The organism is Streptomyces sp. ISL-10 (assembly GCF_018614575.1).
Lineage (GTDB): Bacteria > Actinomycetota > Actinomycetes > Streptomycetales > Streptomycetaceae > Streptomyces.
Map to the genome: position 1 here is coordinate 457,889 of NZ_JAGGOJ010000011.1, position 25,859 is coordinate 483,747.

Below are 25,859 nucleotides of genomic sequence, written 5' to 3' on the forward strand. Positions count from 1 at the left end.
CGGCGCAGGGGGCGCAGGAGGTGACCGAAGTGGCGAGATCGCTCGACGGGCTGGTGCTGGCGCCGGTCGCCGACCAGGCCCCGGGCCAGGTCGGTACCCGCACCCGGTTCCTGTACCACGAGGAGGACGGGCGGATCTGGGCCGAGTACGAAGGCGGTGACGTGGTCCGCGGCCACCTCGTGGGCACCCGCGAGGGAGATCGGCTGGACTTCCGCTACGTGCAGCTGAAGACGGACGGCGGGACCTCCTGCGGCCACTGCCGGTCCACCGTCGTCGAACTGCCCGACGGCCGGGTGCGGCTGGAGGAGACCTGGGAGTGGGAGTCGCAGGAGGGCAGCGGGACCAGTGTGGTCGAGCAGCTGCTCCCTGACGGTTCGTCAGGAGCTTAGGGTGGCCGGGTGAGCGAGCAGACGCAGCACCAGGAGAGGGACGGGCGGCGGGTCGTCGTGGTCGGCGCCGGGATGGCCGGCGTGCAGACCGCGGTCGCCCTGCGCGAACAGGGCTTCACCGGAGCGGTCACCCTCATCGGCGCCGAACCGCACCAGCCGTACGACCGGCCGCCGCTGTCCAAGGCGATCCTCCTCGGCACGGCCGAGGGCTCGGCCTTCGACATCGACTTCGACGCGCTGGACGTCGACCTGCGGCTCGGCTGCGAGGTGACCGGCGTACGCCCGGCGGCGCACGAGGTGGACACCGAGGCCGGCCCCGTTCCCTACGACGCGCTCGTCCTCGCCACCGGGGCCGAACCCGTCACCCTGCCCGGAACGACGGGCATCCCGGGCGTCCATCTGCTGCGCACGCTCGACGACGCGGACCGGCTGCGGCCCGTGCTCGCGCGGCAGCACGACATCGTGGTCGTCGGAGCGGGCTGGATCGGCGCGGAATTCGCGACCGCCGCGCGCGAGGCGGGCTGCGCGGTGACCGTCGTCGAGGCCGCCGACCGGCCGCTGGCCGGGTCCATGCCCGCCGAGGTCGCGGCGTCCATGGCCGACTGGTACGCCGAGGCGGGCGCCGAGCTGCTCACGGGCGCGCGCGTGGCCGCCGTCGAGCCGGGCGCGGTCGTGCTGGCGGGATCGGGGCGCAGGCTCGCGGCCGGCGCCGTCGTCGTCGGCATCGGGGCCCGGCCCGCGACCGCCGCGCTCGCCGGCAGCGGCATCGAGCTCGGCCCGGACGGCGCCGTCGTCGCCGACCACCATCTGCGCACCTCCGCGCCCGATGTGTACGCCGTGGGGGACTGCGCCTCCTACCCCTCCGGCCGCTACGGCGAGCGGCTGCTCGTCCACCACTGGGACAACGCCCTCCAGGGGCCGCGCACGGTCGCCGCCAATGTCCTGGGCACCGGCCCCGAGCCGCAGGTGTACGACCCCGTGCCCTACTTCTGGTCCGAGCAGTTCGGCCGCTTCGTGCAGTACGCGGGCCACCACCCGGCGGGCGACACGCTGGTGTGGCGGGGCGATCCGGCCACGGATCGGGCCTGGACGGTGCTGTGGCTGCGCGAGGGCGTGCTCGTCGCCCTGCTCGCCGTCGACCGGCCGCGTGACCTGGCCCAGGGCCGGCGGCTCGTGGCGGCCGGCGCACGCCTGGACGCCGACCGTGCCGCCGACCCGTCCGTCCCCCTGAAGGGCGCGACGGCGTAGGCGTCGGCTACCGAGTGTCAGTCACAGATGGCAGGCTTGTTCCTGTGACCGAGATTGACGCAAAAATCGATGCTCTCGTCCCCGCCTGGCTCCACCTGCCCGACATCGCGGAAATGCTCGATGTCGAGGTGACGCGCGTGCGGCAGCTGGTCAAGGAGGGCCAGCTGATCGCCGTCCGCCGCGGTGAGAACAGGACGCTGCAGGTGCCTGCCGCCTTCATCGACGGCAACAAGGTGGTCAAGGGCCTCTCCGGGACCCTGACGCTCCTGCGGGACGACGGCTTCACCGACGAAGAAATGCTGGAGTGGTTGTTCACTCCGGACCCGACCCTGCCGGGCACCCCGGCACAGGCGCTGAGCGAGAATCGCGGCACGGAGGTGAAGCGCCGGGCGCAGGCGCTCGCCGTCTGACATCCGTGCCCTGATCCATCGCAGCGCGTGGTGCGGGCGGGAGCCGCACGGCCCCGGCCCGCACCACGCGGCGCCCATCACCCATCCCTCGGGGGGAAGCACCATGTCCACGGCTCGCGAACAGCTCGGCGACGCCCGGCTCTATCTGTGCACCGACGCCCGGAAGAGCCAGGGTGACCTGGCAGAGTTCCTGGACGCGGCGCTCGCCGGCGGGGTCGACATCGTCCAGCTGCGCGACAAGGGCATGGAGGCCGGCGAGGAGCTGGACCACCTCCAGGTCTTCGCCGACGCCTGCCGGCGCCATGGCAAGCTCCTGGCCGTCAACGACCGGGCGGACGTGGCTCACGCCATCGGCTCGGACGTGCTGCACCTGGGCCAGGGCGACCTGCCCGTCCCGGCCGCGCGGGCCGTCCTCGGCGACGAGGTGCTCATCGGCCGCTCGACGCATGCCGAGGCCGAGGTGGACGCGGCCGCCGCCGAGCCCGGCGTCGACTACTTCTGCACCGGCCCCTGCTGGCCCACCCCGACCAAGCCCGGCCGCTTCGCCCCGGGGCTGGGCCTGGTGCGCCATGCGGCCGCGCTCGCGAGCGACCGCCCCTGGTTCGCGATCGGCGGCATCGACGCGGCCAATCTGGACGAGGTGCTGGACGCGGGAGCCCGCAGGATCGTCGTCGTACGGGCGATCACGGAGGCCGGTGATCCGGGCGCGGCCGCCGCCGATCTCGCGAAGCGGATCAGGGAGCGCAGCGCCTGACCAGGCCCGCAGAGGCGCCGGCGCCGAGTGCGCCGGCCGCCCCCAGGTGTCTCACATGTGTCCAAGGCGTGGACAGGAGACAGGCAAAAGGCAACAAATTCCCCTGATCTGGTTGGGTGACCCGCCCGGCCTGGCTAACCTGCCCGTATGGCCCTCGGCACTGCTTCCACCAGGACGGATCGCGCACGCACCGTGCGCGACATGCTCGCGACAGGCGAGACGACGTATTCCTTCGAGTTCTTCTCGCCCAAGAGTGACAAGGGTGAGCGGAACCTCTGGAACGCGCTGCGCAGGGTCGAGGCCGTCGCGCCCGCTTTCGTCTCCGTCACCTACGGTGCCGGTGGCTCCACCCGTGCCGGCACCGTGAAGGCGACCCAGAAGATCGCCGCCGACTCCACGCTCACGCCGGTCGCCCACCTCACCGCCGTCGGCCACTCGATCGCCGAACTGCGCAATATGATCGGCCAGTTCGCCGACGCCGGCATCCGTAACATCCTCGCGCTGCGCGGCGACCCGCCGGGCGACCCGATGGGCGAGTGGGTCAGGCACCCGGACGGCGTGGACTACGCCGCGGACCTGGTCAGGCTGATCAAGGAGTCCGGCGACTTCTGCGTCGGCGTTGCCGCCTTCCCCGAGATGCACCCCCGCTCCACCGACTGGGACTCGGACATCCGGCACTTCGCGGACAAGTGCCGGGCGGGCGCCGACTACGCGATCACGCAGATGTTCTTCGAGCCCGAGAACTATTTCCGGCTCCGCGACCGCCTCCGGGCGGCAGGCTGTGAGACCCCGATCATCCCCGAGGTCATGCCCGTGACCAGCGTGAAGCAGCTGGAGAGGCTGCCTCAGCTGAGCACCGCGGTCTTCCCCGGCGAACTCCGTAACCGGATCCTCGCGGTCAAGGACGATCCGGCCGCTGTACGCTCCATTGGCATCGAGTTCGCGACGGAGTTCTGCGCGAGGCTGCTTGCCGAGGACGTTCCGGGACTGCACTTCATCACGCTCAACAACTCCACTGCGACGCTCGAAATCCACGAGAATCTCGGACTGCACCAGCAGTCGTAACCGGCCGCACCCGCCAGTACCCTGGCCGTCGGCCGCAGGAGAGGGGCGGGCATGGGCTGGACGGTCCTCTACATCGCGTTCGGCATCGTCGCGCTGTGGCTGCTCGGTGAGGTGCTGCTGCAGTACAAGGCCCGACTGCGCTGGCGCGTGCTCGCCTTCACCGGGTTCCTCGGTGTCGTCGTGGGCGTGCTGCTGCCCTCCGTCGTGGTGATCGCGCTCGGCACCGCGGCGTTCGCCGTCGGCCAGACGTACGTCACCCTCTCCTTCCGGCGCGGCTTCTCCACGGGCTGGGCGCTGGGCGGCAGCCCGGGGGTCAGCAGGCGCCGCAGGTCAGCCGGGCCCGCCGCCGAACGGGAGCCGACGCTGGAGGTCACGGAGCTCTCCTACGAGTCCTACGAGCCGCCCGCGGACACGGAACGGCGCGGCCCCGAAGCCCCCGCGGTCTACGAGCCCCAGCCGCTGCCTGACGACACAGGCCAGTACGGCATCTACACCGACGACGCGTACGCGGCGCCGCAACACGCATCGCAGCAGGTGCCGGACCAGGAGCAGAGCCAGGCCTACGCGCAGTACGGCGCCGACCACACCGGCTACGGCGCGTACGACGCCTACGGCGACTACGGGCAGCCGCAGCAGCCGGGCCACGAGAGCCAGTACGCCTACGACGCCGGCCAGCAGCAGTACGCGGCGTACGCGGACCCGTACGCCGGCGGCCAGCAGTACGCGGCTTCGTACGGGAGCTACGACGCCTACGGCGGCCCGCAGCAGTACGCCGACCCGTACGCGCAGCAGTACGGCGACACCCCGCCGGGCGGCGTCTGGGCCCCCCAGGTCCCCCAGCAGCGCGACGGCGACCAGTTCCCGCCGATGCCCCAGGAAGAGCCGACACCGTACGGCTACGACACGGGAGCGGGCCACACCGAGCAGCAGTACCGCTACTGAGGCGGCGAAGACCGCCGGAGGGGCTTCGCCGGCCATGCGGTGAGGACCGGTCGGCGGGACATGCTGTGAGGACCTGCCGCCGGGGGACACGCTGCGAGGACCGGTCGTCGGGACACGCTGTGAGACCGGTCGGTCGTCGGGACACGCTGCTGCGAGGACCGGTCGGCGGAACGGCGCTGAGGCCGGTCGCGGCAGCCTCAGGCCGTCCACGCCGCCCGCACCCTCACTGCGAGCCGCGGAACTCCGCGCCCTCCACGATCAGCCCCGCCACCAGCGCCCCCGACATCCCCGCATGCGCGAGCCCGCCGCCAGGATGCGCCCAGCCGCCCGCGACGTACAGACCGGACAGGCCGCCGGCGTTGGACGCGGGCAGGAAGGCGCCGGCCGCCCCCGCCAGCGCCGGGGCCGGGACCCGGCCCGTGCCCGTCTCGCGGCGGATGTCCTCGGGACTGCGTATCTCACGCCACAGGATCCGCTCGCGCAGCCCCGGGACCGCCGCCTGTGCCGCCTCCACCATCCGGTCCGCGGCCCACTCGGCGGTGTCCGGCCAGGACTGACCGCCGTGCACGTCGCTCGCCACCGTGGAGACGAGCGTGACCGCCTCGTGGTCGTCGTCCGGCCGCAGCAGCGGGTCGTCGGGGCGCAACACCGTCACCGTCGGCCGACGGGCGGCGCGCCCGGCGTGGATCGCCTCCCACTCGGCCGCGGGGTCCGCCGCGTGCACCACGGTGCGGTGCACGGCATCCGCTCCCCGGCCGCCCCGCAGGGCGAGATGCACCGTCAGCCGCCCCGTCCGCACCTTCGGCTGCCAGTGCGGCCACTCCTCCCGGCGGCTCGGCTCCCCGATGTGCTCCTCGAAGAGGGACGGCAGCAGGGCGCCGCAGACCACGACGTCGGCCCCGACGGGGCCGCCCTGCGCCAGATCCAGGCCTGCCGCCCGGCCGTCCTTCTCCCGCACGCCCGTCACGTCCGCCCCGAAGACGAACTCCACCTTCCGGGCCAGGCAGCGCCCGTACACCGCGTCCGCGAGCGCGCGCAGGCCGCCCTTCACGTACCACGAGCCGAAGGTCTGCTCCATGTACGGCAGGACGGCGGCGGACGCGGGCGCGGTGCGCGGGTCCAGCCCGTACGCCACGGCATGGCTGTTCAGCAGTGCCGCGAGGCGCGGGTCGCGCAGCTCCCGCTCGCCGATCTCGCCGAGCGTGCGGGCCGGGCGACGGAACAGGCCCTGCCGCAGCGCCGGATACGGGTCCTTGGACAGGGGCGAGCGGTCGGCGGGCAGCGGCTCCTCCAGGAGCGGCCGCCGCGAGCACTCCCAGGTCTCGCGGGCCCGCCCGAGGAAGTCGCCCCAGCGCTCACCCGCACCGGATCCCAGCGCCGCGTCGAGCGCCGAGATGATTCCGGAACGCGAGGCGTTCGGCAGGGACACGTCCGTGCCGTCGGGGAAGACGTGCCGGCTCGCCGGGTCAACCTGGACCAGCTCGACGCACCGCTCCAGCGGCTCCTTGCCCGTCTTGACGAACACGTCGCGCCAGACGGCGGGAAGATGGAGCAGACCGGGGCCGGTGTCGAAGGCGAAACCGTCGCGCTCCAAGCGGCCCACCGAACCGCCGTGGGTCGCCGAACGCTCGTACACCGTCACCCGGTGGCCTGCCGTGGCCAGCCGGGCAGCAGCCGCCATGGCGCCCATCCCGGCGCCGATCACCGCAATTCGTGCCATGCGGCTGACTTTATCGACCGCCGCCGACACTCACTCCTGTGGCCTGTGGACAAACCCCGCGGTCGCCAGGCGCTTGCTCTCCCTGCGCTCCTTGCTGCGCTGCGCCCTGCGCCGCAGGAAGCGGCGGATCCTCGTCGCGAGGAAGGCCACTACGGCGATGCCCAGCACGAGCAGTGTCCCCGCCACGACGGCGGCGGCGACCGGATGGAAGACGGCGAACGTGATGACCCCCGCGACCCCGAGGTCCTCGGCGAGGCTCACTCCGACGTTGCTGAACGGCTCCGGCGATGTGTTGATCGCCATCCGTGTCCCGGCCTTGACGAGATGGCTCAGCAGCGCCGTGGAACCTCCGACCGCGCCGGCCGCGAGCTCCGGCAGCGACCCGCTCTCACCGGCCAGCAGCGCGGCCACCACCGCGCCGGCGACGGGCCTGACCACGGTGTGGACGGAGTCCCATATCGAGTCGACGTACGGGATCTTGTCCGCCACCGCCTCGCACAGGAAGAGCACGCCCGCGGCGACGAGCACGTCGGTGCGCTGCAGTGCCTCGGGCACCTCCTCGCTCAGTCCGGTCGCGCCGAAGACGCCGAACAGCAGGACCACCGCATAGGCGTTGATCCCGCTGGCCCAGCCGCTGGTGAAGACGAGGGGGAGTACGGACACGGACGCGATCGTAACCAGCCCTCGGCCGCGCGGGATGGGGTTGAGCACGCACGGCTGAGTATCCGTACCTAGGTGCCGAGATGAGTACGCGGGCGGATGGGGTTCCACCTGCGCGGACGGAAGAGTGGAGGCCAAGGAAGGGGCGCGGCGCCGGCACCGACGACACGGGGCTTCGGAACGGCGCGGCACCCCTGCCGGAACGGGGAGAACACCGGAGAGCCCACGACCACGGGGGAACAACGGGGGACGGGCTCTCCGGACCACGGGGGAAAGCGGGGGAACGGGGAGACCACGGGGGAAACGGGGGAGGAACGGGGGAACGGGGGGACACGGGGGACACACACGAGGGCCCGGGCCGGAACATCCGGCTCGGGCCCTCGTGTTCAGTCGCGGCGTCCGCTCACCCGCCCGTGCAGCAGCAGCGACAGCGCCCCGTGCACATCGTCGAGCGACCGCTCCCGCTGGAACGCCTGCCAGTCCAGCGCCGCCACCAGCACCATCCCGACCAGGGCGGCGGCGGTGAGCGGGACGTCGATCTCCTCGCTCAACTCGCCCGCGTCGACGCCCTCCCGCAGCACCCTCTCCACGACGGCCACCGCCTCCTGCCGGACGACGAGCAGCGTCGACTGCCAGGCACGGTTGGTGCGCCACAGCTCGGCGACGTACAGCTGGGTGAAGGCCGGATACCGGTCGATGAACACCAGACCGGCCCTGATCATCGCGTCCAGCGCCTCGACCCTGGTGCCGCCGCGCTCGGCCGTCTCGTCCGCCGCCCGCTGCAACGAGGAGGTCAGCAGGCCGACGCCGAAGCGGAGCAGCTCCTCGAAGAGCTCGGTCTTGCTCTTGAAGTTGTAGTACACCGTGCCCTTGGCGACACCGGCCCGCTCGGCGATCTCGTCCACCGTGGTGGCGGAGAAGCCCTGTTCGGCGATGAGGGTCACCGCGGCCTCGTAGAGCTTGGCACGCGTGGCCCGGCGTCTGGTGCTGCTGCTGTCCATGGCGTCGATTCTCACAGGTCGCACCCCGTCACAGACTCAGCTCGGGGTGCAGCCGGTCGAGTGTCCACACCTGCTTGCGCCGGGCGGAGACGGCGGTGAGCGCGAGGGCGCCCGCGGTGAAGGCCGCGAGCACGACGCTCGCCTCCCAGACCGGTGCGAGGCCCCCGCCCGTGATGAGCCTGCGCAGCGCCTCCACGACATGGCTCATCGGCAGGAAGGGGTGGACGGCGTTGAAGAACGCCGGGCTCGTCTGGACCGGATACGTGCCGCCCGCGCTGGTCAGCTGAAGCATCAGCACCGCGAGGACGAGAATCCGGCCGGCCGCGCCGAAGCGGGCGTTGAGCCACTGGATGATCGCGGCGAAGCAGCAGGTGACCAGTGCCAGGAAGGCGACGGTGCCCGCGGCCTGGGTCGCCCTGAGTCCAACGCCCCAGTGCAGAACGGACATGAGCGCGGCCACCTGGAGCAGACCGATCGTGGCCACCGGCAGCCAGCCGGCCAGCGCGATCCGCCAGGCGGATGCGCCGGCGGCGAGCGCCCGCCGGTTCAGCGGCTGGATGATCATGTAGGCGACCATCGAACCGACCCAGAGGGACAGCGGGATGAAGTAAGGGGCGAAGCCGGTGCCGTAGTTGGGCGCCTTGTGCAGGGACTGGGCGGCCAGCTGGACGGGGTCGGCCATGACCTCCGTACGCCGGTCCCGGTCCTTCTTGTCGTAGTCCGGGATCTTGGAGACGCCGTCGTTCAGTCCGCCCGCCAGCTCCTTGGAGCCGCCGGACAGCCGGAACAGGCCGCCGTCCAGATCGCCCGCGCCCTTCTTCAGCCTGCCGACGCCCGCGTCGAGGTCCGTGGAACCGGTCTTCGCGGTCGTCAGGCCGGTGTGCAGCTTGTCGGCGCCGCGCGCGACCTTGTGCGCGCCGGTGTTGAGCTCGTTGATCTTTCCGACGACGTACTCCAGATCCTCGTCCAGGCGCGGTGAGCGCTTGGCCAGCTCGTCCGCCTGCTTCTCGAGCTTCTTGAGGTGGCGAGTCATCGCCTTCAGGTCGCCGTTGTTGTCGGCGACGAGTGCGCTGACGTCGTCGGCGATGGCCGCCACATCGGCCGCGGTGACCTTGGCGCGCTTGAGGGCCGGGCAGAAGTCGGGATCCGGGAGCACGTTCTCCTCACAGCGCGTGCGGTGCATCTCGCTCAGCTCGTCGGCCGACGCGTGGGCGAGCCGGGCCTTCGCCGGGGCGTTCTTCGCCAGGATGTCCAGGTTGTGGCGCACCAAGCGCGAGGAGTCCGCCACCAGACGGGCCGTGTCGCCGATCGTCCTGCCGTTGTCCTTGAGGTAGGGACGGACGTCGGCGGCGATGCCGTTGACCTTGTCGGCGAGCACCTGGGTCCCGTCGGCGACCTGCCGGGAACCGGTCTCCAGCTCACCGGCCCCCTTGTGCAGCTTGCTGATGCCGCCGGCCAGCTTCCCGCTGCCGTCCTTGGCGTCCCCCAGTCCGTCCGCGAGGTCCTGCGACCCCTTCTTGGCCTTTCCGACACCGTCCTTGAGCTTGTCGGCGCCCTTGGCCGCCTTCTCGGTGGCGTCGTGGATGTCGGAGAACGAGATGAAGATGCGGTCGAGGAAGCCCTGTGAGGCGTTCGTCGACGCGGCCGTACGCACCTCGGAGAACACCGTCCGGGAGATCTGGCCGACGATGTAGTTGTTGGCGTCGTTCGTACGGACCCGGAGCGCGCCTGTCTCCGGGGAGTCGCCCGAACTGGAGGCGATGCGCTTGCTGAAGTCCTCCGGCATGGTCAGCGACAGGTAGTACGTGCCCTCCTCGACGCCCTTGCGCGCCTCGGCGTCGCTCACCTCGTGCCACTCGAAGACCTTGCTGTCGCGCAGACCGTCGGCTATCTCGTCACCCGCGCTGATCTTCTTGCCGGCGGCCGTGGCGCCCCTGTCGTCGTTGACGAGGGCGACGGGGATCCTGTCGAGCCTGCTGTAGGGGTCCCAGAAGGACCACAGGTACAGCGCTCCGTACAGCAGCGGCAGCAGCAGTACGGCGACGAGCGCGGCGCGTGGCAGTTTTCCCCTGCCGAAGCGCCTCAGCTCAAGCGCGGCCAGTTTCGGCGAGCGCATCGGCCGCCCCCTCCTCGGTGGTGTCCTTGTGGTTGCTCTGCTCGGCATCTCGGCCGGTGAGCTCGGCCTGGTCGGTGCGCTCGTGCGCATCAGCCTGCTCGGCCGGCTCGTCGGCATCGGCCTGGTCGTCCGGCTCGGCCTCGTCGGCGTGCTCCGGGGCCTGCGCTGAGCGGACCTCTTCCGGGGCGTCGGTGTCGTCGGCGTCATCGGCCGCACCGGCGAGCTCGGTGGTGTCCGCGGGGGTACCCGCCGGTGTCTCCTCCGTCGTGTGCACGACGGTCGCGCCCTCAGGGGCCTGGCTGCACACCGCCAGCACCGTCGTGCCGCCCGCGGCGATCGCGCGAAGCAGTGCCCAGGCCTCGTCGCGGTCGGCGTCGGAGAGCTTCAGGTCCGTGTCGTCGACGGCGAGCAGCCGGGGACCGCCGATCAGGGCGAGTGCCACGGACAGGCGCAGCTCCTCCAGCCGCTCCAGGTCGCGTACCGCCGTCCGCTCCCGTTTGGGCAACGCCGCCAGGTCGAGTCCGGCGAGCTCGAGCGCGCCGTCGATCCGGGCGCGCGCCTCGGCGGTGCGCTCGGTGCGGGGCCGCAGCAGCGCGCGCAGTGAGCCGTCGAAGCGCCGCTGCAGCAGCGCGCGTTCCCGAAGATGCTCGGCCACGGTCAGGGCCGGATCGAGATCGCTGACGCCCGGCACGGGCCCGAGCGCGCTGATCCGGCGCACGGCGGCCATCTTGTGCGGCAGTGGCAGCCCGCCGACCTCGGCGTGGCCCTCGGACACGCGCATCCGGCCGGTGAGCGCGAGCAGCAGACACGTACGCCCGGACCCCGAAGGCCCCTCGATCGCGACGAGCGAGCCCGGCTCGGCGGTCATGTCGACCGAGCGGAAGGCCCAGCCGCGCGGCCCCTTGAGTCCCAAGCCCTTGGCGACCACGGCCGCCCCGTGCGGGCTCTCCACGGCCCCCACCCCCTGATTCCGCACTGCCACCCATTCTTTGAACTGACTGGTCAGTACAGAAAGTATCACGGCTCCGTCAGAAGCGTTTCCGAGACGGACCAGTTCACCCCGGAAACGGCAGGTCAGCCGGATTGTCAGTGGTGGCCTTCACGATGGACACATACGGACACAGCGCCGTCACACGACGACAGGAGGCTCGTCATGGCCACCCACTCCGCAGCTGCCGCGTCCCGGCGCCGCGCCACCGGCCCTGCCCCCTCACTGACCGGTCCCGCCCACGACGTCCACCCCGTCCTGCGACGAGCCTCGGCGCCGCCCGCCGCCCTCGACCTGCTCGCCCAGGCGCGGGCCGGTCTGGAGGAGGCCGCCGCTCTGGACCTGCCGAACGAGCGCTACGCCACGGCCCACCTCGCCGCGCTGCGCACCGCCGCCGCCGTGCTCGCCGCACGTGGCCGTCCCGAGACCAACCCCCGGCGTCGGCAGCGCATACGCAGTGCCTGGGAGGTCCTGCCCGAGATAGCACCGGAGCTCGCCGAGTGGAGCCTGCTCTTCGCCTCGGGCGCCGAGCGCCGGGCCCGTGCCGAGGCGGGCATCCGGGGCGCGGCCACCACCCGGGACGCCGACGACCTGCTCCGCGACGCCGCGATGTTCCTCCGCCTCGTCGAGCGGCTGCTCGTGCTGCAGCCGGTGCTGCCCCAGCCGAGGGGCGAGCATCCGCCCCGGACGCCCCATGCGGGTGGGACCGGCCGGGAGGAGGACGCCGTGGGATGAGACACGAAGCGATGCGCGTCGGCGGAGGCAATAGGGTGGACGGCGTCTCACCAGCACATCGCCCGAGGAGTCAACTGCCGTGCCGGACCCTTCCCCTGCCTCCGGTGGGGAGACCCCACCGCGACCCTCCCGCGCCTCGCTCCGCACCGCCGTGGTCTGGGAAGTCCTCAGGGACGCCATCGACCGCCGGGTCAAGGCGGCCGGTGTCGACTCCCTGGACGTCCTCGACACCGGCGGCGGCACCGGTAAGTTCGCCGTGCCCGTCGCCCGCCTGGGCCACCGCGTCACCGTCGTCGACCCCAGCCCCAACGCCCTGTTCGCCCTGGAGCGCCGGGCCGCCGAGGCCGGTGTCGCCGACCGCGTGCGGGGCGTCCAGGGAGACATCCACGGCGTGTTCGACGTCGTCGACCGAGGCAGCTTCGACGCGGTGCTGTGCCACGGAGTCCTGGAGTACGTGGACGACCCGGCCGAGGGCGTGCGCAACGCGGTGGACGCGCTGCGTCCGGGCGGCGCGATCAGCCTGCTCGCCGCCGGGCTCGGCGGTGCGGTCCTGGCCCGGGCGCTGGCCGGTCACTTCTCGGAGGCACGTCAGGCGCTGGCCGACCCCGACGGGCGCTGGGGCGCGGGTGACCCGGTGCCTCGCCGGTTCACCGCGGAACAGCTCACCGAGCTGGTCGCCGGGGCCGGAGTGGAGGTCTCGGCCGTCCACGGCGTGCGGATCTTCGCCGACCTCGTTCCCGGCGTCCTCGTCGACACCGAGCCGGGCGCCCTGGAGGCACTGCTGAAGCTGGAGGAGGCGGCCGCCGAACTCGCCGCCTTCCATTCCGTCGCCACCCAGCTGCACGTACTGGGTGAGAAGCGGGGCTGATCAGGGGCGCAACCGCAGATGGAGTACGCCACAGACCCCCCGATCGTGGCCTGCGCCCCGTATGATCGGGGGACACCGTCCGGCATGACGGATCGGAGGATGGGGAATCAACGCCTCAGTAACTTCGATCGGGCATGGCGGCCCGGACTGGTTTGGCGAGAGGGCGGGTTTCACGGGGGCGAATCCCTGCCTATCCTGAAAGGGCCGCATACCGGTCGCCCCCGCGACCGACGACGAGGAGGACTCCGTGCCGCTCTCGGAGCACGAGCAGCGAATGCTCGAGCAGATGGAGCGAGCGCTGTACGCCGAAGATCCCAAGTTCGCGACAGCGCTCGAGGGAAGCGGGCTGCGTACGTACACCCGGCGACGGGTCTACCAGGCAGTGGCAGGCTTCCTGGTGGGTATCGCGCTCCTCATGGCCGGAATGGTCGCGCAGCAGATCTGGGTCAGCGTCGTGGGCTTCCTTGTGATGCTCGGCTGCGCGGTTCTCGCGGTCACCGGGTGGCGCAAGGCGCCGAAGCCGGGCGAGCAGCAGGCCTCCGGATCCGGCGGCTCGGCCGGGCGTCGCCAGTCCCATCCGCGAAGGTCGATGATGGACCGGATCGAGCAGAGGTGGCAGCGCCGCCGGGACGAGCAACAGGGCCAGTGACCGGCGATCGTGCGCGCGAGCGCGCGGGCCGGACGTAGACATAGAGGTGAGGGGCGACGCTCGAAGCGTCGCCCCTCACCCGTATGTGCGCCTCAGCACGACGGCGCCGGTCTCCCGGGCCAGTGCCGGCAGCGGGCCGTCGGCCCTCGTCCCCGGCGGCCCGCGCCCAGGATCCGTACACCGCGGGCGACTTGCGCCGAGGGCGGTGGTGCTTGGGGGCGCGCTGTGCCTCGGGTGGCCACATTGCGTCCGGCCGCGTCTGCCTCGGCCTCCCGGCCTGGCGGGCCCAGCCCTGGATCCGGTGTACCGCGGGCGACTTGCGCTGAGGCCATGGTGCTTGGGGGCGCGCTGTGCCTCGGGTGGCCACATTGCGTCCGGCCGCGTCTGCCTCGGCCTCCCGGCCTCCCGGCCTGGCGGCCCCGGCGGGCCGCGCCCAGGATCCGTACACCGCGGGGACTCGCGTCTGGGGCGTGCGCGCCTCGGTGGCCGCATGGCCCCCAAGCTGCCCATGCCTCCCGGTGGGGCGGCCTGGCGGGCGCCCCCCAGATCCGGTTTCCCACGCGCGACCAGCGCCGAGGGCCCGTGGTCCCTCGGGGACGCGCGTCTGGGGCGGGCCGCCGCTCGGGCGGCTACATGGCTCCCGGCCCGGTCCACCAGGCCTCCCGGTGGGGCAGCCCGGCGGGCCGTGCCCGGATCCGGCGACACTCGGGCGACCTGCGCCCAGGATCCGGTACCCCTCGGGCGACTTGGGCCTGGGGCGCGGCACACAGCGCCGCGCCCGGGCGGCACACAGCGTCTCTCCGGCAAGACACGCCCCGCCCCGACCGGCCCCAGCCGGGCAGCCCTACCCAAGAGGGCCGCCCGGGCTCATGCCCAGGCGGCCCCAACAGTGGGCGTCCTCAGCCCCGTTGCCTCGTCGGGCGGCGGAGCAGTGCGGACCAGCGGTCGAAGGGCAGGCGGCGTGGTGTCCAGCGGGTGGTGAGCGACTCCCAGCGGGCCGACAGCGCCCAGATCACCCGGACCGATGACCGGGGCAGCAGCAGGGCCCGCACGCGGGTGCGCAGGTTCACGCCGTCCCGCAGGCCCGCACGGATCAGGTGGGCGTCGTCCGCCAGGCCCGTGGCCGCCTTCGGGACCGGGGCGTACAGGACCTGTTCGACCGCCCGGGCCGTGCGGTGCATCGCCGCCGCCGGATCGTCCGTCAGCTTGCCGAGCCTGACGATGCGTGCCGCGGTCTTCCTCGGCGTCTGCGACTCGTCGGGCAGGATGCCGAGGTCCCACGCCGTGTCCGTGATCTCCTGCCAGACCGCCAGGGTTCCCGCCGGATCGTCGACGAGCGTCATGCCGTCGGCACCGACCGGAGCGAGCGCACCATCACGGGTGGGATCGACGGCCCCGGGGCCCTTCCCCGCCCCCCTCTTCGAGCCCTTCGGCGTAGATTTCGCGCCGGGCTCCGGCGGGGCCTGGCCCATCGCGCTCAGTCGCCGCGTACGTGCGCTGATCCGCCACAGCAGCGGCAGCAGGAGCAGGAGCAGGCCGGCGACCACGCTCAGGCCCGTGAAGAGCACGGTCTGCCACGGGAAGCCCTCGTCCGTCTGCTGTCCGATGTCACGCGGTGCCGCCGCCCCGCACTCGCCCAGCCGACGCTCGTGCTCCGGGCAGGCGTCCGGCGCGACCGGCTGCGTCGACGGCTGGGCCGAGGCACCGGTCTCCGGCCGCGCCGGGTCGGTGGCGCCGCCCGACGGCACCTCGTCCTGCGCGTACTCCGGCACCGAGCCGCGGCTCGGGGTGGGCTCGAACCTGGTCCAGCCCACGCCCTCGAAGTACAGCTCGGGCCAGGCGTGCGCGTCGCGTAGACCGACCGACATGGTGCCGTCGGACTGCGGACTGCCCGGCGTGAAGCCCACCGCGACCCGCGCCGGGATGCCCAGCGTCCGGGCCATCGCGGCCATCGAGAACGAGAAGTGGACGCAGAAGCCCTCCTTCTGCTTCAGGAAGCGGCTGATCGCGGCGACGCCCGTGCCCGAACGGGCCTGGGTGTTGTACGTGAAGCCGCCGTCCTCGGCGAACCACTCCTGGAGCTTCGTCGCCCGCTCGAAGTCGTTCGCTGAGCCCTTGGTCACCTGCAGGGCGGTCTCCTTGACCGACCCCGGCAGGATGTCGGGCACCTGGGTGTACTCACGCTTCAGTTCGGACTGCGGCGCCATCGCCTGGGCGAGCTGCTCCCGGGTGGGCCGGACGACCAGGCTGTTCACCGAGTACTGCACGCCGCCCGTGGTCTGACCGCGGTCGCCGACCAGGGTCCGGCCGGCCGGTTCGTAACGCCAGCGGCCGTCGATGGCCACCTTGGTCGCCGGGTAGGGCATCGGCAGCCAACTCTGCTTGTACGAGCCCGCCGACGAGAGGTTCGTCCTGACCTCGGTGACACCGACCGCCGGGCTGAGCCCGTCCGGCTCGGGCAGCCGGTCCGGCACGCCCTGCACCTTGCGCTCGGAGGAGCGCCATGCGGTGCCGTCGAAGCGGTCCAGGGCGACGATGCGCAGATACATGCCCTGGGTGTCCGGCGCGTTGGTGCGGTAGCGCAGGACCTCGCGGTCCTGCGGCTGGTTGAGGCTGTCCTGCAGCGAGACCAGCGGGTTGACAGCGGCGATCGTGCCACCGCCGCCCCCGCCCCGGCCGGGACCCCTGCCCGGGCCGTCGAAGAGGCCGCCGTCCAGGGCGGGCAGCGCCGCCGGCACGGCCAGTGCCACGCCGAGCGCGACCACACCGATGCGCCGGCCGGTGCGGACCGGGGCATGGGCCGCCCCGCCCGGCTCGAACCCGGCACCCGGACGTGACCGGTTCGGCGGCGCGCCGCCGAACACACGTCCCCAGGCGGAGAGCCGGTCGCGGCCCTCCGCCAGCAGGAGCAGCAGATAGCCGGAGGCGGCCAGCAGGAACCAGAGCCAGCCCGCCCCGCCGTCGCCAAGACCCGCGGCGACCGTGTACAGCGCAAGCAGCGGCAGACCGGCAGGTGCCGCGCTGCGGTAGGTGACGGCAAGCGCGTCCACCGCGAGGCCGATCACCAGCACCCCGCCGATGAGCATCAGCCGGATGCCGTCGGTCGCCGGGGCCGGGATCGCGTACCGGCTCACATCGTCGTAGCCCGCGCCGAACAGCTGGCCGAACTGCGCGAACGCCTCCGGTCCCGGCAGCAGCCAGAGGATCGCCGAGTCATGGACGAACACCACGGTGATCGCCAGCAGGCTGACCAGCGCCTGCACGGCGATCGTCAGTGCTCCGGCCAGCGGAACCCGCCGGGCCAGCGCCCCGACGCCGCTCTGCAGAGCCATCAGGAACGCCGCCTGCAGCATCCAGCCCGCCGGATCGACCAGCGGCAGCAGCGCCCCGGCCGCCATCAGCGTGGCGGCGTAGGAGCACAGGGCGAGTCTCGCCCGACCGCTCATGACCAACCCCCCGAGAAACCGTTCGTACCGCCGGGCGACTGGGTGCGCTCCCGGCCCGCCTGCTGCCACAGCTCGGTCAACGGTGTGCCCGGCCGTACGGACAGCGCCGTCCAGCCCGCCTCCCGCAGCAGCCGCAGCCGCTCGTCGACCGCGCCCGTCACCGCGCCGCCCGTCACCCACGTCCCCGAGTCCAGCACGAAGGCGACCGCGGCCCCGCTGCGCTGCCGCATCCTGGCGGCGAGCGCCGCCTGTTCCTCGTCCAGGTCACCGAAGAAGGCGACGAGCAGCCCTTCGCCGCCGCCGCTGTTGCCGCCGCGCAGGACGTCGATCGCGCGGGACAGGCCGGCCCCGTCGGAGTGGTCGACGACCGCGAGCGTGTCGAGCATCAGCCCGGCGGAGTCCGCTGACTCCTGGGTGGAGCCGGCGAAACCGTCGGCTCCCGTGCCGGGCACCGAGCTGCCCGTATCCGTCAGCAGCCGCACCGCGAAGCCGTGCTCCAGCAGATGCACCAGAGCCGACGCCGCACCCGAGACGGCCCACTCGAAGGCCGAGTCCGGACCGGCGCCCTGGTAGGCGATCCGTCGGGTGTCCAGCAGGACCGTGCACCTGGCCCGCTGCGGTTGCTCCTCGCGCCGGACCATCAGTTCGCCGTAGCGCGCGGTCGAGCGCCAGTGGACCCGGCGCAGGTCGTCCCCGTACCGGTAGGCGCGCGGGATGATGTCGTCGTCTCCGGCCAGCGCCAGGGCGCGCCGGCTGCCGTCGCCGTAGCCGGACGCCTCGCCGGCCAGCCGGACGGCCGGCAGCACCTCGGTGCGGGGGATGACGGTGAGGATGTCGTGCGCGCTGAAGGAACGGGTCAGCTCGCACATGCCGAACGGGTCGTTCAGGCGCAGTTGCAGCGGTCCCAGCGGATACCGGCCCCGAAGGTCGGACCGCACCCGGTACGACACCTCCCGGCGGCCGCCCGCCTCCACCCGGTCCAGCACGAACCGGGGCCGGGGACCGAGCACATAGGGCACGTGGTCCTGGAGCATCAGCAGCCCGGTGGGCATCCGGGAGACGTTGTCCATGCGCAGGTGCACGCGCGCCTCCGCGCCGGCCGGCACCCGCGAGGGGGACAGCCGGCGGCTGGCGGCGACCCGGTAGCGGGTGCGGTAGAGCACGGCGACGCAAATAAGCGGCAGGACGGCGAGGAGCAGCCCGACGCGCAGCAGATCGCTCTGGCCCAGGACGTACGCACAGGCCGCTGCGGCCACTCCGGCGGCGAGGAAGGAGCGGCCGCGCGTCGTGAGCCCGCCGAGCGCGGCCCGTACTCCGCCCTTGTCCTCGCCCTCCGGGCCCGGGGGAGCGGCGGGCCGTGCGGCGGACATCACAGCCGCCGGGCGCCGGGCTGCTGCCCGTACAGCGGCTGCTGACCCTGCGGGCCCGTCAGGTAGGCGCCGTCGGCGCTGCCGGTCGTGGGCACGGGAGTGCGCTGCACGATGTCCAGGACTACCTGCTCGGCGGTGCGCCGGTTCAGCTGGGCCTGGGCGGTGGGCAGCAGACGGTGGGCCAGCACCTGCACGGCGAGCCCCTGGACGTCGTCGGGCAGGGCGTACTCGCGGCCGCTGAGGGCGGCGGACGCCTTGGCGGCACGCAGCAGGTGCAGCGTGGCACGCGGGGACGCGCCCAGTCTGAGATCGGGATGGCTGCGGGTGGCCGCGACGAGGTCCACCGCGTACCTGCGGACGGACTCGGCGACATGCACCGAGCGCACGGCCTCGATCAGCTTCACGATGTCGTGGGCGTGCGCCACCGGCTGGAGGTCGTCCAGTGGCGAGACCCCGCCGTGCACATCGAGCATCTGCAGCTCGGCGGCGGCGCTCGGGTAGCCGATGGACACCCGCGCCATGAAGCGGTCGCGCTGTGCCTCCGGCAGCGGATACGTGCCCTCCATCTCCACCGGGTTCTGCGTGGCGACCACCATGAAGGGGTCCGGCAGCTCATAGCTGTGCCCGTCGATGGTGACCTGCCGCTCCTCCATGGACTCCAGCAGCGCGGACTGGGTCTTGGGCGAAGCGCGGTTGATCTCGTCGCCGATCACGATCTGCGCGAATATCGCGCCCGGCTTGAACTCGAACTCGCGCCGCTGCTGGTCGAAGATCGACACACCGGTGATGTCCGAGGGCAGCAGGTCCGGCGTGAACTGGATGCGCCGCACAGAGCAGTCGATGGAACGCGCCAGCGCCTTGGCCAGCATGGTCTTGCCGACGCCCGGAACATCCTCGATGAGCAGATGTCCCTCGGCGAGCAGCACTGTCAGCGAAAGCCGTACGACCTCAGGCTTGCCCTCGATCACGCTCTCCACCGACCTGCGGACTCGCTCCGCAGTCGTGGTCAGATCCGTGAGGCTCGCTCGATCGTCATAGGTCGTCACCCGGCCCTCCTCGGCCCTTTCATAGGGCCTGTGCGCATCACACGGCACGGCCCACCCCGAAACACGGACACCAGTCCCCGGAGAGGTTCCGGATGGCGTCACACCCGCATTCTTGTTGGCGTCACCACGTCATGTCACTCGCCTGCGGACAACTGAGAGTGATATGCCGGGGTTGACCCATTTATTGGGTGGCCGGCGGGTCACTCAGCAGGGTCGATCTCCCTCAGCAGACCCGTGGTGACGTCGAAGACGAAGCCCCGGACGTCGTCCGTGTGCAGCAGGAACGGCGAGGTGCGCACCCGCTGCATCGACTGCCGTACGTCCTTGTCGACGTCGCGGAACGCCTCGACGGCCCAGGCCGGCCGCTGGCCGACCTCCTCCTCCAGCTCGATCCGGAAGTCCTCGGTGAGGCTTTCCAGGCCGCAGCCGGTGTGGTGGACGAGTATCACGCTGCGGGTGCCGAGGGCGCGCTGGCTGATGGTGAGCGAGCGGATGACGTCGTCGGTGACGACACCGCCGGCGTTGCGGATGGTGTGACAGTCGCCGAGCTCCAGGCCGAGCGCGGCGTGCAGGTCGAGGCGGGCGTCCATGCAGGCGACGACCGCGACCTGGAGGACCGGGCGCGCGTCCATCCCAGGGTCACTGAAGTCGGCGGCGTAGCGCTGATTCGCCTCGACGAGGCGATCGGTGACTGTTCCGCCGCTGCGGACGGCATCGGAAGGGGACTGCTGGGCAGAAGTCGACATGGCTCGAAGGTAACGGTCACACGAGGTGTAGGCCCGCTGTGAGGGCGGACAAAGAACGTCAACGTCCCTTGTTGTGAGCTAACCCACAAGCGTGGCGTCGAGGCTGGTGCGACGCGCTGGCCGGTTGATTGACCGGCCGCACCAGTGGACTAAAGTGGCGCGAAGTTCATGGGCGTCACCAGCACATTCGGTGGCATCCCGCACATTTCCCCACACTCCCCGCGTGCGCGGCGTACGCACGGCCCGGCCCTGAACCGCGCGCGCCGGACCTGAGAGGGCGCATGAGCCAGACCCGACACGTCCCGGTGATGCTCCAGCGGTGCCTGGACCTGTTGGCCCCGGCCCTGCGGCGGCCCGGCGCGGTCGTCGTCGACTGCACCCTCGGCCTCGGCGGACACAGCGAGGCCCTGCTGACGCAGTTCCCCGAAGTGCGGCTGATCGCGCTCGACCGGGACACGGAGGCGCTGCGCCTGTCCGGTGAGCGGCTCGCCCCCTTCGGCGACCGCGCCACGCTCGTGCACGCCGTCTACGACGAGCTCCCCGCCGTCCTCGACCGGCTCGGCGTCCCGCGCGTCGAGGGTGTCCTGTTCGACCTGGGCGTCTCCTCCATGCAGCTGGACGAGGCCGACCGCGGCTTCGCCTACGCCCAGGACGCCCCGCTCGACATGCGTATGGACCAGACGACCGGGATGAGCGCCGCCGAGGTCCTCAACACCTACCCGGCCGGTGAGCTCGTGCGCATCCTGCGCTCCTACGGCGAGGAGAAGCAGGCCAAGCGGATCGTCTCGGCGGTCGTGCGCGAGCGGGAGAAGGAGCCGTTCAGCAACAGCGCCCGGCTGGTCGAGCTCATCCGGGACGCACTGCCCCAGGCGGCCAAGCGCACCGGCGGCAACCCGGCCAAGCGCACCTTCCAGGCACTGCGCATCGAGGTCAACGGGGAGCTGTCCGTGCTGGAGCGCGCGGTTCCCGCCGCCGTCGCCGCGCTCGCCGTCGGCGGCCGCATCGCGGTCCTGTCGTACCACTCGCTGGAGGACCGGCTGGTCAAGCAGGTGTTGGCGGCGGGCGCCACCAACACCGCGCCTCCCGGGCTGCCCGTTGTCCCGGAGGCGTACCAGCCCCGGCTGAAGCTGCTCACCCGCGGCGCCGAGCTGCCCACCGACGAAGAGGTCGCCCAGAACCGCCGCGCGGCTCCGGCGCGTCTGAGAGCGGCAGAGCGCATCCGCGAGGACGTCGCGTGAGCGGGGCGCATCCGCGAGGACGTGGCGTGAGCGGGGCGCGTCGGTGCGGGCGTCGCATGAGCGGGGCGTATCCGCGAGGTCGTCGGACGAGGGCGGCCCACGGGCGCGGGTGAGCGGCACACGCGGGTGAACGGCGGCACGGCGACGATGCGGAGGACACCTTGAGCACAGCGGCCAAGCAGTTGAAGGGAAGGGCCGCCCGGCTCGCGCGGCTGATGCCGTCGGGACCGAGCACCGCCGCCCGCACCCCCTTCGTCCTGCTGGTCGTGCTGCTCCTGTCCGGCGGGCTGATCACCCTCCTCCTCCTCAACTCCGCCCTCAGCCAGGGCTCCTTCGAGCTCAGCGAGCTGAAGAAGAGGACCACCGAGCTCACCGACCAGCAGCAGGCGCTGCAGCGCGACGTCGACAGCTACTCCGCCCCCGACGCCCTCGAGCGCCGCGCCCGCGAACTGGGCATGGTCCCCGGGGGCAGCCCCGCCTTCCTCGGCCCGGACGGCACGGTCCGCGGCGTCCCCGGCAAGGCCACCGCCCTGCCCTCGCCCGACCAGGAACCGCAGCAGGCCCAAGGCACCGCAGCCCCCTCCGCCACGCCCTCGGCGTCCGCCACCGCCTCGCAGCCGGCGCTCCCGGCCCCCTCCGCCTCCGCCTCGGCCCCGAATCCGGGCGCGTCCTCCTCCGCGCCCTCGCCGCAAACGGTCCCCGAGAGCGCCGATCCACCCGGCGAGCCCTTCCGTACGTCCCCGCAGCCGACCCCGACGACCACCGGCAGGTGACGCAGTGCCCTCCCAGCAGCCCCCGCGGCGGCGCGTGCCGGGCCCCGCCCGGCGTCCGTCCGTGCCGCCCTCCGGCAGGCCGGGCCGGCGACCCGCGCCCCGCAGCGCACGCCCGGCCCAGCGCCCCGCTCCGCGCACGATCACGCTCGGCAGCCCCCGGCCCCGGCTGCGGCTGGTCAGCCTGGGCCTCACCCTCGTGATGCTGGCCTTCGTCGTACGGCTGCTCCAGGTGCAGGCCGTCGATGCCAGCGCGTACGCGACCAAGGCCGACAAGAACCGCTACTTCAGCTACACACTCGCCGCCGAGCGGGGAGAGATCACCGACCGGGCGGGGATCGCGCTCGCCACCTCCGTCGACGCGCACGACATCACCGCCGACCCGAAGATGTTCACCCCCAAGGAGAGCAAGGCCCCGGACGCGCCCGAACAGGCGGCCGCGCTGCTCGCCCCCATCCTCGGCGCCGACGCCGCCGTGCTGGCCGAGAAGCTCAAGAAGCCCGGGTCCCGCTACGCCGTGCTGGCCCGCCGCCAGACCCCGCAGGTGTGGAACCAGATCAAGGACCTCAAGAGCGTCTACGCCCGCAAGGCCGCCGCCGACAAGCGCAGCGGCGGCCCCGGCTCCAATGTCCTCGCGGGCGTCTTCCAGGAGCCAAGCAGCAAGCGCGTCTATCCGAACGGCGATCTCGCCGCCGGGATACTGGGATACGTCAACGCCGAGGGCCGCGGCGGCGGCGGCATCGAGTCCATGCTCGACAAGACGCTCGCCGGCAAGAACGGCATGGTCACCTACGCACAGTCCGGCGGCCGGCGCGTCCCGACCGCCGGTTCCCGCGAGGTGCCCGCCGTCCCCGGCTCCGACATCGAGCTGACGATCGACCGGGACATCCAGTGGGCCGCCCAGAAGGCGATCGAGGACCAGGTCGGCAAGTCCCGGGCGGACCGCGGCTATGTGATCGTGCAGAACACCCGCACCGGAGAGATCCTCGCCATGGCCAACGCCCCCGGCTTCGACCCGAACGATCTCAGCCAGGCCAACGCCGCCGCCATGGGCAACGCCGCGCTCCAGGACGCGTACGAGCCGGGCTCCACCGCCAAGGTCATGTCCATCGCCGCCGTGCTGGAGGAGAAGAAGGCCACCCCCGGCACGCATGTCGTCGTCCCCAACCGCCTGCACCGCGGCGACCGCCTCTTCAAGGACGACATCGACCACCCCACCTGGTACCTCACGCTCAACGGGGTTCTGGCCAAGTCCAGCAACATCGGCACCATCCTCGCGACCGGACAGCTGGGGAAGACCCAGCGCCAGGCCAACGGCGTGCTCCACTCCTACCTGCGCAAGTTCGGCCTCGGCAGCACCAGCGGGCTCGGCTACCCGGGCGAGACCCCCGGCATCCTCGCCGAGCCGGCCGACTGGTCCACCTCGCAGCAGTTCACGATCCCCTTCGGCCAGGGACTGTCGATCAACGCGATGCAGGCGGCGTCCGTCTACTCGACCATCGCCAACGGCGGCGTACGCATCGAGCCCACGCTCGTCCGCGGCACCAAGGGACCGGACGGGCAGTTCACCGCGGCACCCCCGCCCAAGAAGAACCGCGTGGTCAGCGAGCAGACCGCGAAGACGGTCGCCACCATGCTGGAATCCGTCGTCGATGACGAGGAGGGCACCGGCACCAAGGCCCGCATCCCCGGATACCGCGTCGCCGGAAAGACCGGAACGGCCAACCGGGTCGACCCCGAACTCGGCCGCTACAAGGGCTACACCGCCTCATTCGCCGGTTTCGCCCCCGCCGACAACCCGGAGATCACCGTCTACTGCGCCATCCAGAATCCGACCAGGGGCAGCTACTTCGGCGGCCAGATCTGCGGCCCCGTCTATCAGCAGGTCATGGCGTTCGCGCTGAAGACCCTGCAGGTCGCACCGACCGGCAAGGCACCCGCCCGCCTGCCGGTGACCTTCGAACCCGGCGAGTGACCGGAGGACCCAGCAGTGACAACGATCACCCCCGATCCCGGGAACCGGGCCGCAGGCACCCCCTCTTTTTTCCCCGGGCCGCCTGCGCCCGGTACGCTCACCGCCGTGCCACACGCTGATCAGTACCGAACCGCCCAGCAGGACGAGCCCGCGAAACACCCGGGAGCGCCCCGCCCAGCCCGGCCCCGCCCGACCGACCTCGGGGAGCTGGCCGCCCGGCTGGGGGTGCAGACGGGGGCCCGGGGAGCGATCACCGGTATCACCCACGACTCGCGGGCGGTACGTCCCGGTGATGTGTACGCCGCCCTGCCCGGCGCCCGTTTCCACGGAGCCGACTTCGCGCCGCAGGCCGCCGACCTCGGGGCCGCCGCCGTCCTCACCGACGAAGCGGGCGCCGAACGCGCCGCGGCCACCGGACTGCCGGTCCTGGTCACCGACAACCCGCGCGGCCGGATGGGCGAACTCGCCGCCGAGATCTACGGACGGCCCGGCGAGGACCTCCTGCAGATCGGCATCACCGGCACCTCGGGCAAGACCACCACGGCCTACCTCGTCGAGGGCGGCCTTCGCGCGGCCGGCCGCGCCACCGGGCTGATCGGCACCGTCGAGATGCGCATCGGCGACGAGCGCATCAAGTCCGAGCGGACCACCCCCGAAGCGACCGACCTGCAGGCCCTGTTCGCCGTCATGCGCGAACGCGGCGTGGACTCGGTCGCCATGGAGGTCTCCAGCCACGCCCTGGTGCTCGGCCGGGTCGACGGCTGCGTCTTCGACGTGGCCGTCTTCAACAACCTCAGCCCCGAGCACATGGAGTTCCACTCCGGCATGGAGGACTATTTCCAGGCCAAGGCGCAGCTGTTCACGCCGCGCCGCAGCCGGGAAGCGGTCGTGAACTTCGACGACGAGTACGGCCGCAGGCTCGTGGCGGAGGCGACCGTGCCGGTCACCACCTTCTCCGCCGAGGGCCACCCGGACGCCGACTGGCGGGCCGAGGACGTCGAAGTCGGCGCGACCGGATCGACGTTCACCGCCGTCGGCCCCAAGGGCGAGCGGGTGCGGGCCGAGGCGCCGCTGCCCGGGACGTTCAACGTCGCCAACACGCTGGCGGCGATCGTCACGCTCGCCGTGGCCGGAATCGAACCCCAGACCGCCGCCGACGGCATCGCCGCCGTGCCCGGCGTGCCCGGCCGTCTCGAGCGCGTCGACGCGGGCCAGCCGTACCTCGCCGTCGTCGACTACGCCCACAAGACCGACGCCGTCGAATCGGTGCTGCGCTCCCTGCGCAAGGTCACCGAGGGCCGCCTCCACGTCGTCCTCGGCTGCGGCGGCGAACGCGATGTGACCAAGCGCAAACCGATGGGCGCCGCGGTCGCGCGCCTGGCCGACACCGCCGTACTGACCTCCGACAACCCGCGCTCCGAGGACCCCCTCGCGATCCTCGCCGCCATGCTCGCGGGCGCCGCCGAGGTGCCGATCCACGAGCGCGGCGACGTCCTGATCGAGGCCGACCGCGCCGCGGCGATCGCCGCCGCCGTCGCCCGCGCCCTCCCCGGTGACACCGTCCTCGTCGCCGGCAAGGGCCACGAACAGGGGCAGGACATCGCCGGAGTGGTCCGCCCGTTCGACGACCGCCAGGTACTGCATGCCGCCATCGTGGCGCAGGGCGCCGTCGAGCGCCCGGAGCACAGCGCCGCCGAAAACGAGAACAGTCAGGGATGACCCA

22 protein-coding genes are annotated in these 25,859 nt (G+C 72.4%); 13 read left to right on the forward strand and 9 right to left on the reverse strand.

The window, feature by feature from the left end:
- Positions 1 to 29 precede the first annotated feature (29 nt).
- From J7E88_RS14730 to J7E88_RS14755, 6 genes are all read left to right on the forward strand, one after another.
- A complete protein-coding gene (locus J7E88_RS14730) occupies positions 30 to 389 on the forward strand; it encodes a hypothetical protein (protein ID WP_215180955.1) in 360 nt (119 codons plus the stop codon).
- 9 nt (positions 390 to 398) lie between these two features.
- On the forward strand, positions 399 to 1,637 hold the full coding sequence (locus J7E88_RS14735) for an FAD-dependent oxidoreductase (RefSeq protein ID WP_215180957.1): 1,239 nt from the start codon (positions 399 to 401) through the stop codon (positions 1,635 to 1,637).
- A 44-nt stretch (positions 1,638 to 1,681) separates the two neighbouring features.
- Positions 1,682 to 2,047 carry an Rv2175c family DNA-binding protein gene (locus J7E88_RS14740; RefSeq protein ID WP_177152789.1) on the forward strand — a complete coding sequence of 122 codons (366 nt, stop codon included), beginning with the start codon at positions 1,682 to 1,684 and terminating at the stop codon, positions 2,045 to 2,047.
- 103 nt (positions 2,048 to 2,150) lie between these two features.
- A complete protein-coding gene (thiE, locus tag J7E88_RS14745) occupies positions 2,151 to 2,801 on the forward strand; it encodes a thiamine phosphate synthase (RefSeq protein WP_215180959.1) in 651 nt (216 codons plus the stop codon).
- Between the two features lie 147 nt (positions 2,802 to 2,948).
- Positions 2,949 to 3,866 (forward strand): methylenetetrahydrofolate reductase [NAD(P)H], encoded by a 918-nt coding sequence (metF, locus tag J7E88_RS14750; protein ID WP_215180961.1) that lies wholly within the window; start codon positions 2,949 to 2,951, stop codon positions 3,864 to 3,866.
- A gap of 51 nt (positions 3,867 to 3,917) precedes the next feature.
- Positions 3,918 to 4,808: a hypothetical protein gene (locus J7E88_RS14755; RefSeq protein WP_215180963.1), complete on the forward strand. Its 891-nt coding sequence runs from the start codon at positions 3,918 to 3,920 to the stop codon at positions 4,806 to 4,808.
- A 223-nt stretch (positions 4,809 to 5,031) separates the two neighbouring features.
- Here J7E88_RS14755 and J7E88_RS14760 read toward each other — a convergent pair whose 3' ends face one another.
- The 5 genes from J7E88_RS14760 to J7E88_RS14780 all read right to left on the reverse strand — a co-directional run bounded on the left by J7E88_RS14760 (position 5,032) and on the right by J7E88_RS14780 (position 11,257).
- Positions 5,032 to 6,528 carry an NAD(P)/FAD-dependent oxidoreductase gene (locus J7E88_RS14760; RefSeq protein ID WP_215180965.1) on the reverse strand — a complete coding sequence of 499 codons (1,497 nt, stop codon included), beginning with the start codon at positions 6,526 to 6,528 and terminating at the stop codon, positions 5,032 to 5,034.
- A gap of 30 nt (positions 6,529 to 6,558) precedes the next feature.
- Complete coding sequence (locus J7E88_RS14765) at positions 6,559 to 7,191, reverse strand: DUF4126 domain-containing protein (protein ID WP_215180967.1); 633 nt, start codon at positions 7,189 to 7,191, stop codon at positions 6,559 to 6,561.
- Positions 7,192 to 7,574: 383 nt separating this feature from the next.
- Entirely contained in the window at positions 7,575 to 8,189 is a 615-nt protein-coding gene (locus tag J7E88_RS14770) for a TetR/AcrR family transcriptional regulator (RefSeq protein ID WP_215180969.1), read from the reverse strand.
- A gap of 28 nt (positions 8,190 to 8,217) precedes the next feature.
- Positions 8,218 to 10,305, reverse strand: coding sequence for a YhgE/Pip domain-containing protein (locus J7E88_RS14775; RefSeq protein WP_215180971.1), 2,088 nt, complete (start codon positions 10,303 to 10,305; stop codon positions 8,218 to 8,220).
- Positions 10,277 to 11,257, reverse strand: coding sequence for an ATP-binding cassette domain-containing protein (locus J7E88_RS14780; protein WP_308307498.1), 981 nt, complete (start codon positions 11,255 to 11,257; stop codon positions 10,277 to 10,279). Before J7E88_RS14780 ends, J7E88_RS14775 begins: the two co-directional genes overlap by 29 nt.
- A 201-nt stretch (positions 11,258 to 11,458) precedes the next feature.
- Here J7E88_RS14780 and J7E88_RS14785 point away from each other — a divergent pair, with 201 nt between their 5' ends.
- The 3 genes from J7E88_RS14785 (at position 11,459) to J7E88_RS14795 (ending at position 13,545) form a co-directional block, all read left to right on the forward strand.
- Complete coding sequence (locus J7E88_RS14785) at positions 11,459 to 12,028, forward strand: SAV_6107 family HEPN domain-containing protein (RefSeq protein WP_215180973.1); 570 nt, start codon at positions 11,459 to 11,461, stop codon at positions 12,026 to 12,028.
- Positions 12,029 to 12,107: 79 nt separating this feature from the next.
- Entirely contained in the window at positions 12,108 to 12,896 is a 789-nt protein-coding gene (locus J7E88_RS14790) for a class I SAM-dependent methyltransferase (RefSeq protein ID WP_374196275.1), read from the forward strand.
- Between the two features lie 247 nt (positions 12,897 to 13,143).
- Positions 13,144 to 13,545, forward strand: a complete 402-nt coding sequence (locus tag J7E88_RS14795; RefSeq protein WP_215180975.1) for a DUF3040 domain-containing protein — start codon at positions 13,144 to 13,146, stop codon at positions 13,543 to 13,545.
- Between the two features lie 899 nt (positions 13,546 to 14,444).
- Here J7E88_RS14795 and J7E88_RS14800 read toward each other — a convergent pair.
- From J7E88_RS14800 to J7E88_RS14815, 4 genes are all read right to left on the reverse strand, one after another.
- Positions 14,445 to 16,991: a DUF3488 and transglutaminase-like domain-containing protein gene (locus tag J7E88_RS14800; protein WP_215180977.1), complete on the reverse strand. Its 2,547-nt coding sequence runs from the start codon at positions 16,989 to 16,991 to the stop codon at positions 14,445 to 14,447.
- Positions 16,988 to 18,361, reverse strand: coding sequence for a DUF58 domain-containing protein (locus J7E88_RS14805; protein ID WP_215180979.1), 1,374 nt, complete (start codon positions 18,359 to 18,361; stop codon positions 16,988 to 16,990). The genes J7E88_RS14800 and J7E88_RS14805 overlap by 4 nt, the downstream gene beginning before the upstream one ends.
- Positions 18,361 to 19,407 carry a MoxR family ATPase gene (locus tag J7E88_RS14810; protein ID WP_215180981.1) on the reverse strand — a complete coding sequence of 349 codons (1,047 nt, stop codon included), beginning with the start codon at positions 19,405 to 19,407 and terminating at the stop codon, positions 18,361 to 18,363. The genes J7E88_RS14805 and J7E88_RS14810 overlap by 1 nt, the downstream gene beginning before the upstream one ends.
- Before the next feature lie 200 nt (positions 19,408 to 19,607).
- The gene (locus tag J7E88_RS14815; RefSeq protein WP_215180982.1) at positions 19,608 to 20,153 is read right to left on the reverse strand and encodes a carbonic anhydrase; all 546 of its coding nucleotides are present in this window, start codon (positions 20,151 to 20,153) and stop codon (positions 19,608 to 19,610) included.
- Positions 20,154 to 20,434: 281 nt separating this feature from the next.
- Here J7E88_RS14815 and rsmH point away from each other — a divergent pair, with 281 nt between their 5' ends.
- The 4 genes from rsmH (at position 20,435) to J7E88_RS14835 (ending at position 25,855) form a co-directional block, all read left to right on the forward strand.
- Positions 20,435 to 21,391 carry a 16S rRNA (cytosine(1402)-N(4))-methyltransferase RsmH gene (gene rsmH, locus J7E88_RS14820; protein WP_215180985.1) on the forward strand — a complete coding sequence of 319 codons (957 nt, stop codon included), beginning with the start codon at positions 20,435 to 20,437 and terminating at the stop codon, positions 21,389 to 21,391.
- Positions 21,392 to 21,552: 161 nt separating this feature from the next.
- Entirely contained in the window at positions 21,553 to 22,164 is a 612-nt protein-coding gene (locus tag J7E88_RS14825; RefSeq protein ID WP_251022577.1) for a septum formation initiator family protein, read from the forward strand.
- Positions 22,165 to 22,168: 4 nt separating this feature from the next.
- Positions 22,169 to 24,136, forward strand: coding sequence for a penicillin-binding protein 2 (locus J7E88_RS14830; RefSeq protein ID WP_215180987.1), 1,968 nt, complete (start codon positions 22,169 to 22,171; stop codon positions 24,134 to 24,136).
- Between the two features lie 15 nt (positions 24,137 to 24,151).
- Positions 24,152 to 25,855, forward strand: a complete 1,704-nt coding sequence (locus J7E88_RS14835; RefSeq protein WP_215180989.1) for a UDP-N-acetylmuramoyl-L-alanyl-D-glutamate--2,6-diaminopimelate ligase — start codon at positions 24,152 to 24,154, stop codon at positions 25,853 to 25,855.
- Positions 25,856 to 25,859: the final 4 nt, after the last annotated feature.

Coding starts and splice junctions, on each gene's coding strand:
- thiE (WP_215180959.1), top strand. CDS start 2,151: ATGTCCACGGCTCGCGAACAGCTCGGCGACGCCCGGCTCTATCTGTGC.
- metF (WP_215180961.1), top strand. CDS start 2,949: ATGGCCCTCGGCACTGCTTCCACCAGGACGGATCGCGCACGCACCGTG.
- J7E88_RS14755 (WP_215180963.1), top strand. CDS start 3,918: ATGGGCTGGACGGTCCTCTACATCGCGTTCGGCATCGTCGCGCTGTGG.
- J7E88_RS14760 (WP_215180965.1), bottom strand. CDS start 6,528: ATGGCACGAATTGCGGTGATCGGCGCCGGGATGGGCGCCATGGCGGCT.
- J7E88_RS14770 (WP_215180969.1), bottom strand. CDS start 8,189: ATGGACAGCAGCAGCACCAGACGCCGGGCCACGCGTGCCAAGCTCTAC.
- J7E88_RS14775 (WP_215180971.1), bottom strand. CDS start 10,305: ATGCGCTCGCCGAAACTGGCCGCGCTTGAGCTGAGGCGCTTCGGCAGG.
- J7E88_RS14785 (WP_215180973.1), top strand. CDS start 11,459: ATGGCCACCCACTCCGCAGCTGCCGCGTCCCGGCGCCGCGCCACCGGC.
- J7E88_RS14800 (WP_215180977.1), bottom strand. CDS start 16,991: ATGAGCGGTCGGGCGAGACTCGCCCTGTGCTCCTACGCCGCCACGCTG.
- J7E88_RS14805 (WP_215180979.1), bottom strand. CDS start 18,361: ATGTCCGCCGCACGGCCCGCCGCTCCCCCGGGCCCGGAGGGCGAGGAC.
- J7E88_RS14815 (WP_215180982.1), bottom strand. CDS start 20,153: ATGTCGACTTCTGCCCAGCAGTCCCCTTCCGATGCCGTCCGCAGCGGC.
- rsmH (WP_215180985.1), top strand. CDS start 20,435: ATGAGCCAGACCCGACACGTCCCGGTGATGCTCCAGCGGTGCCTGGAC.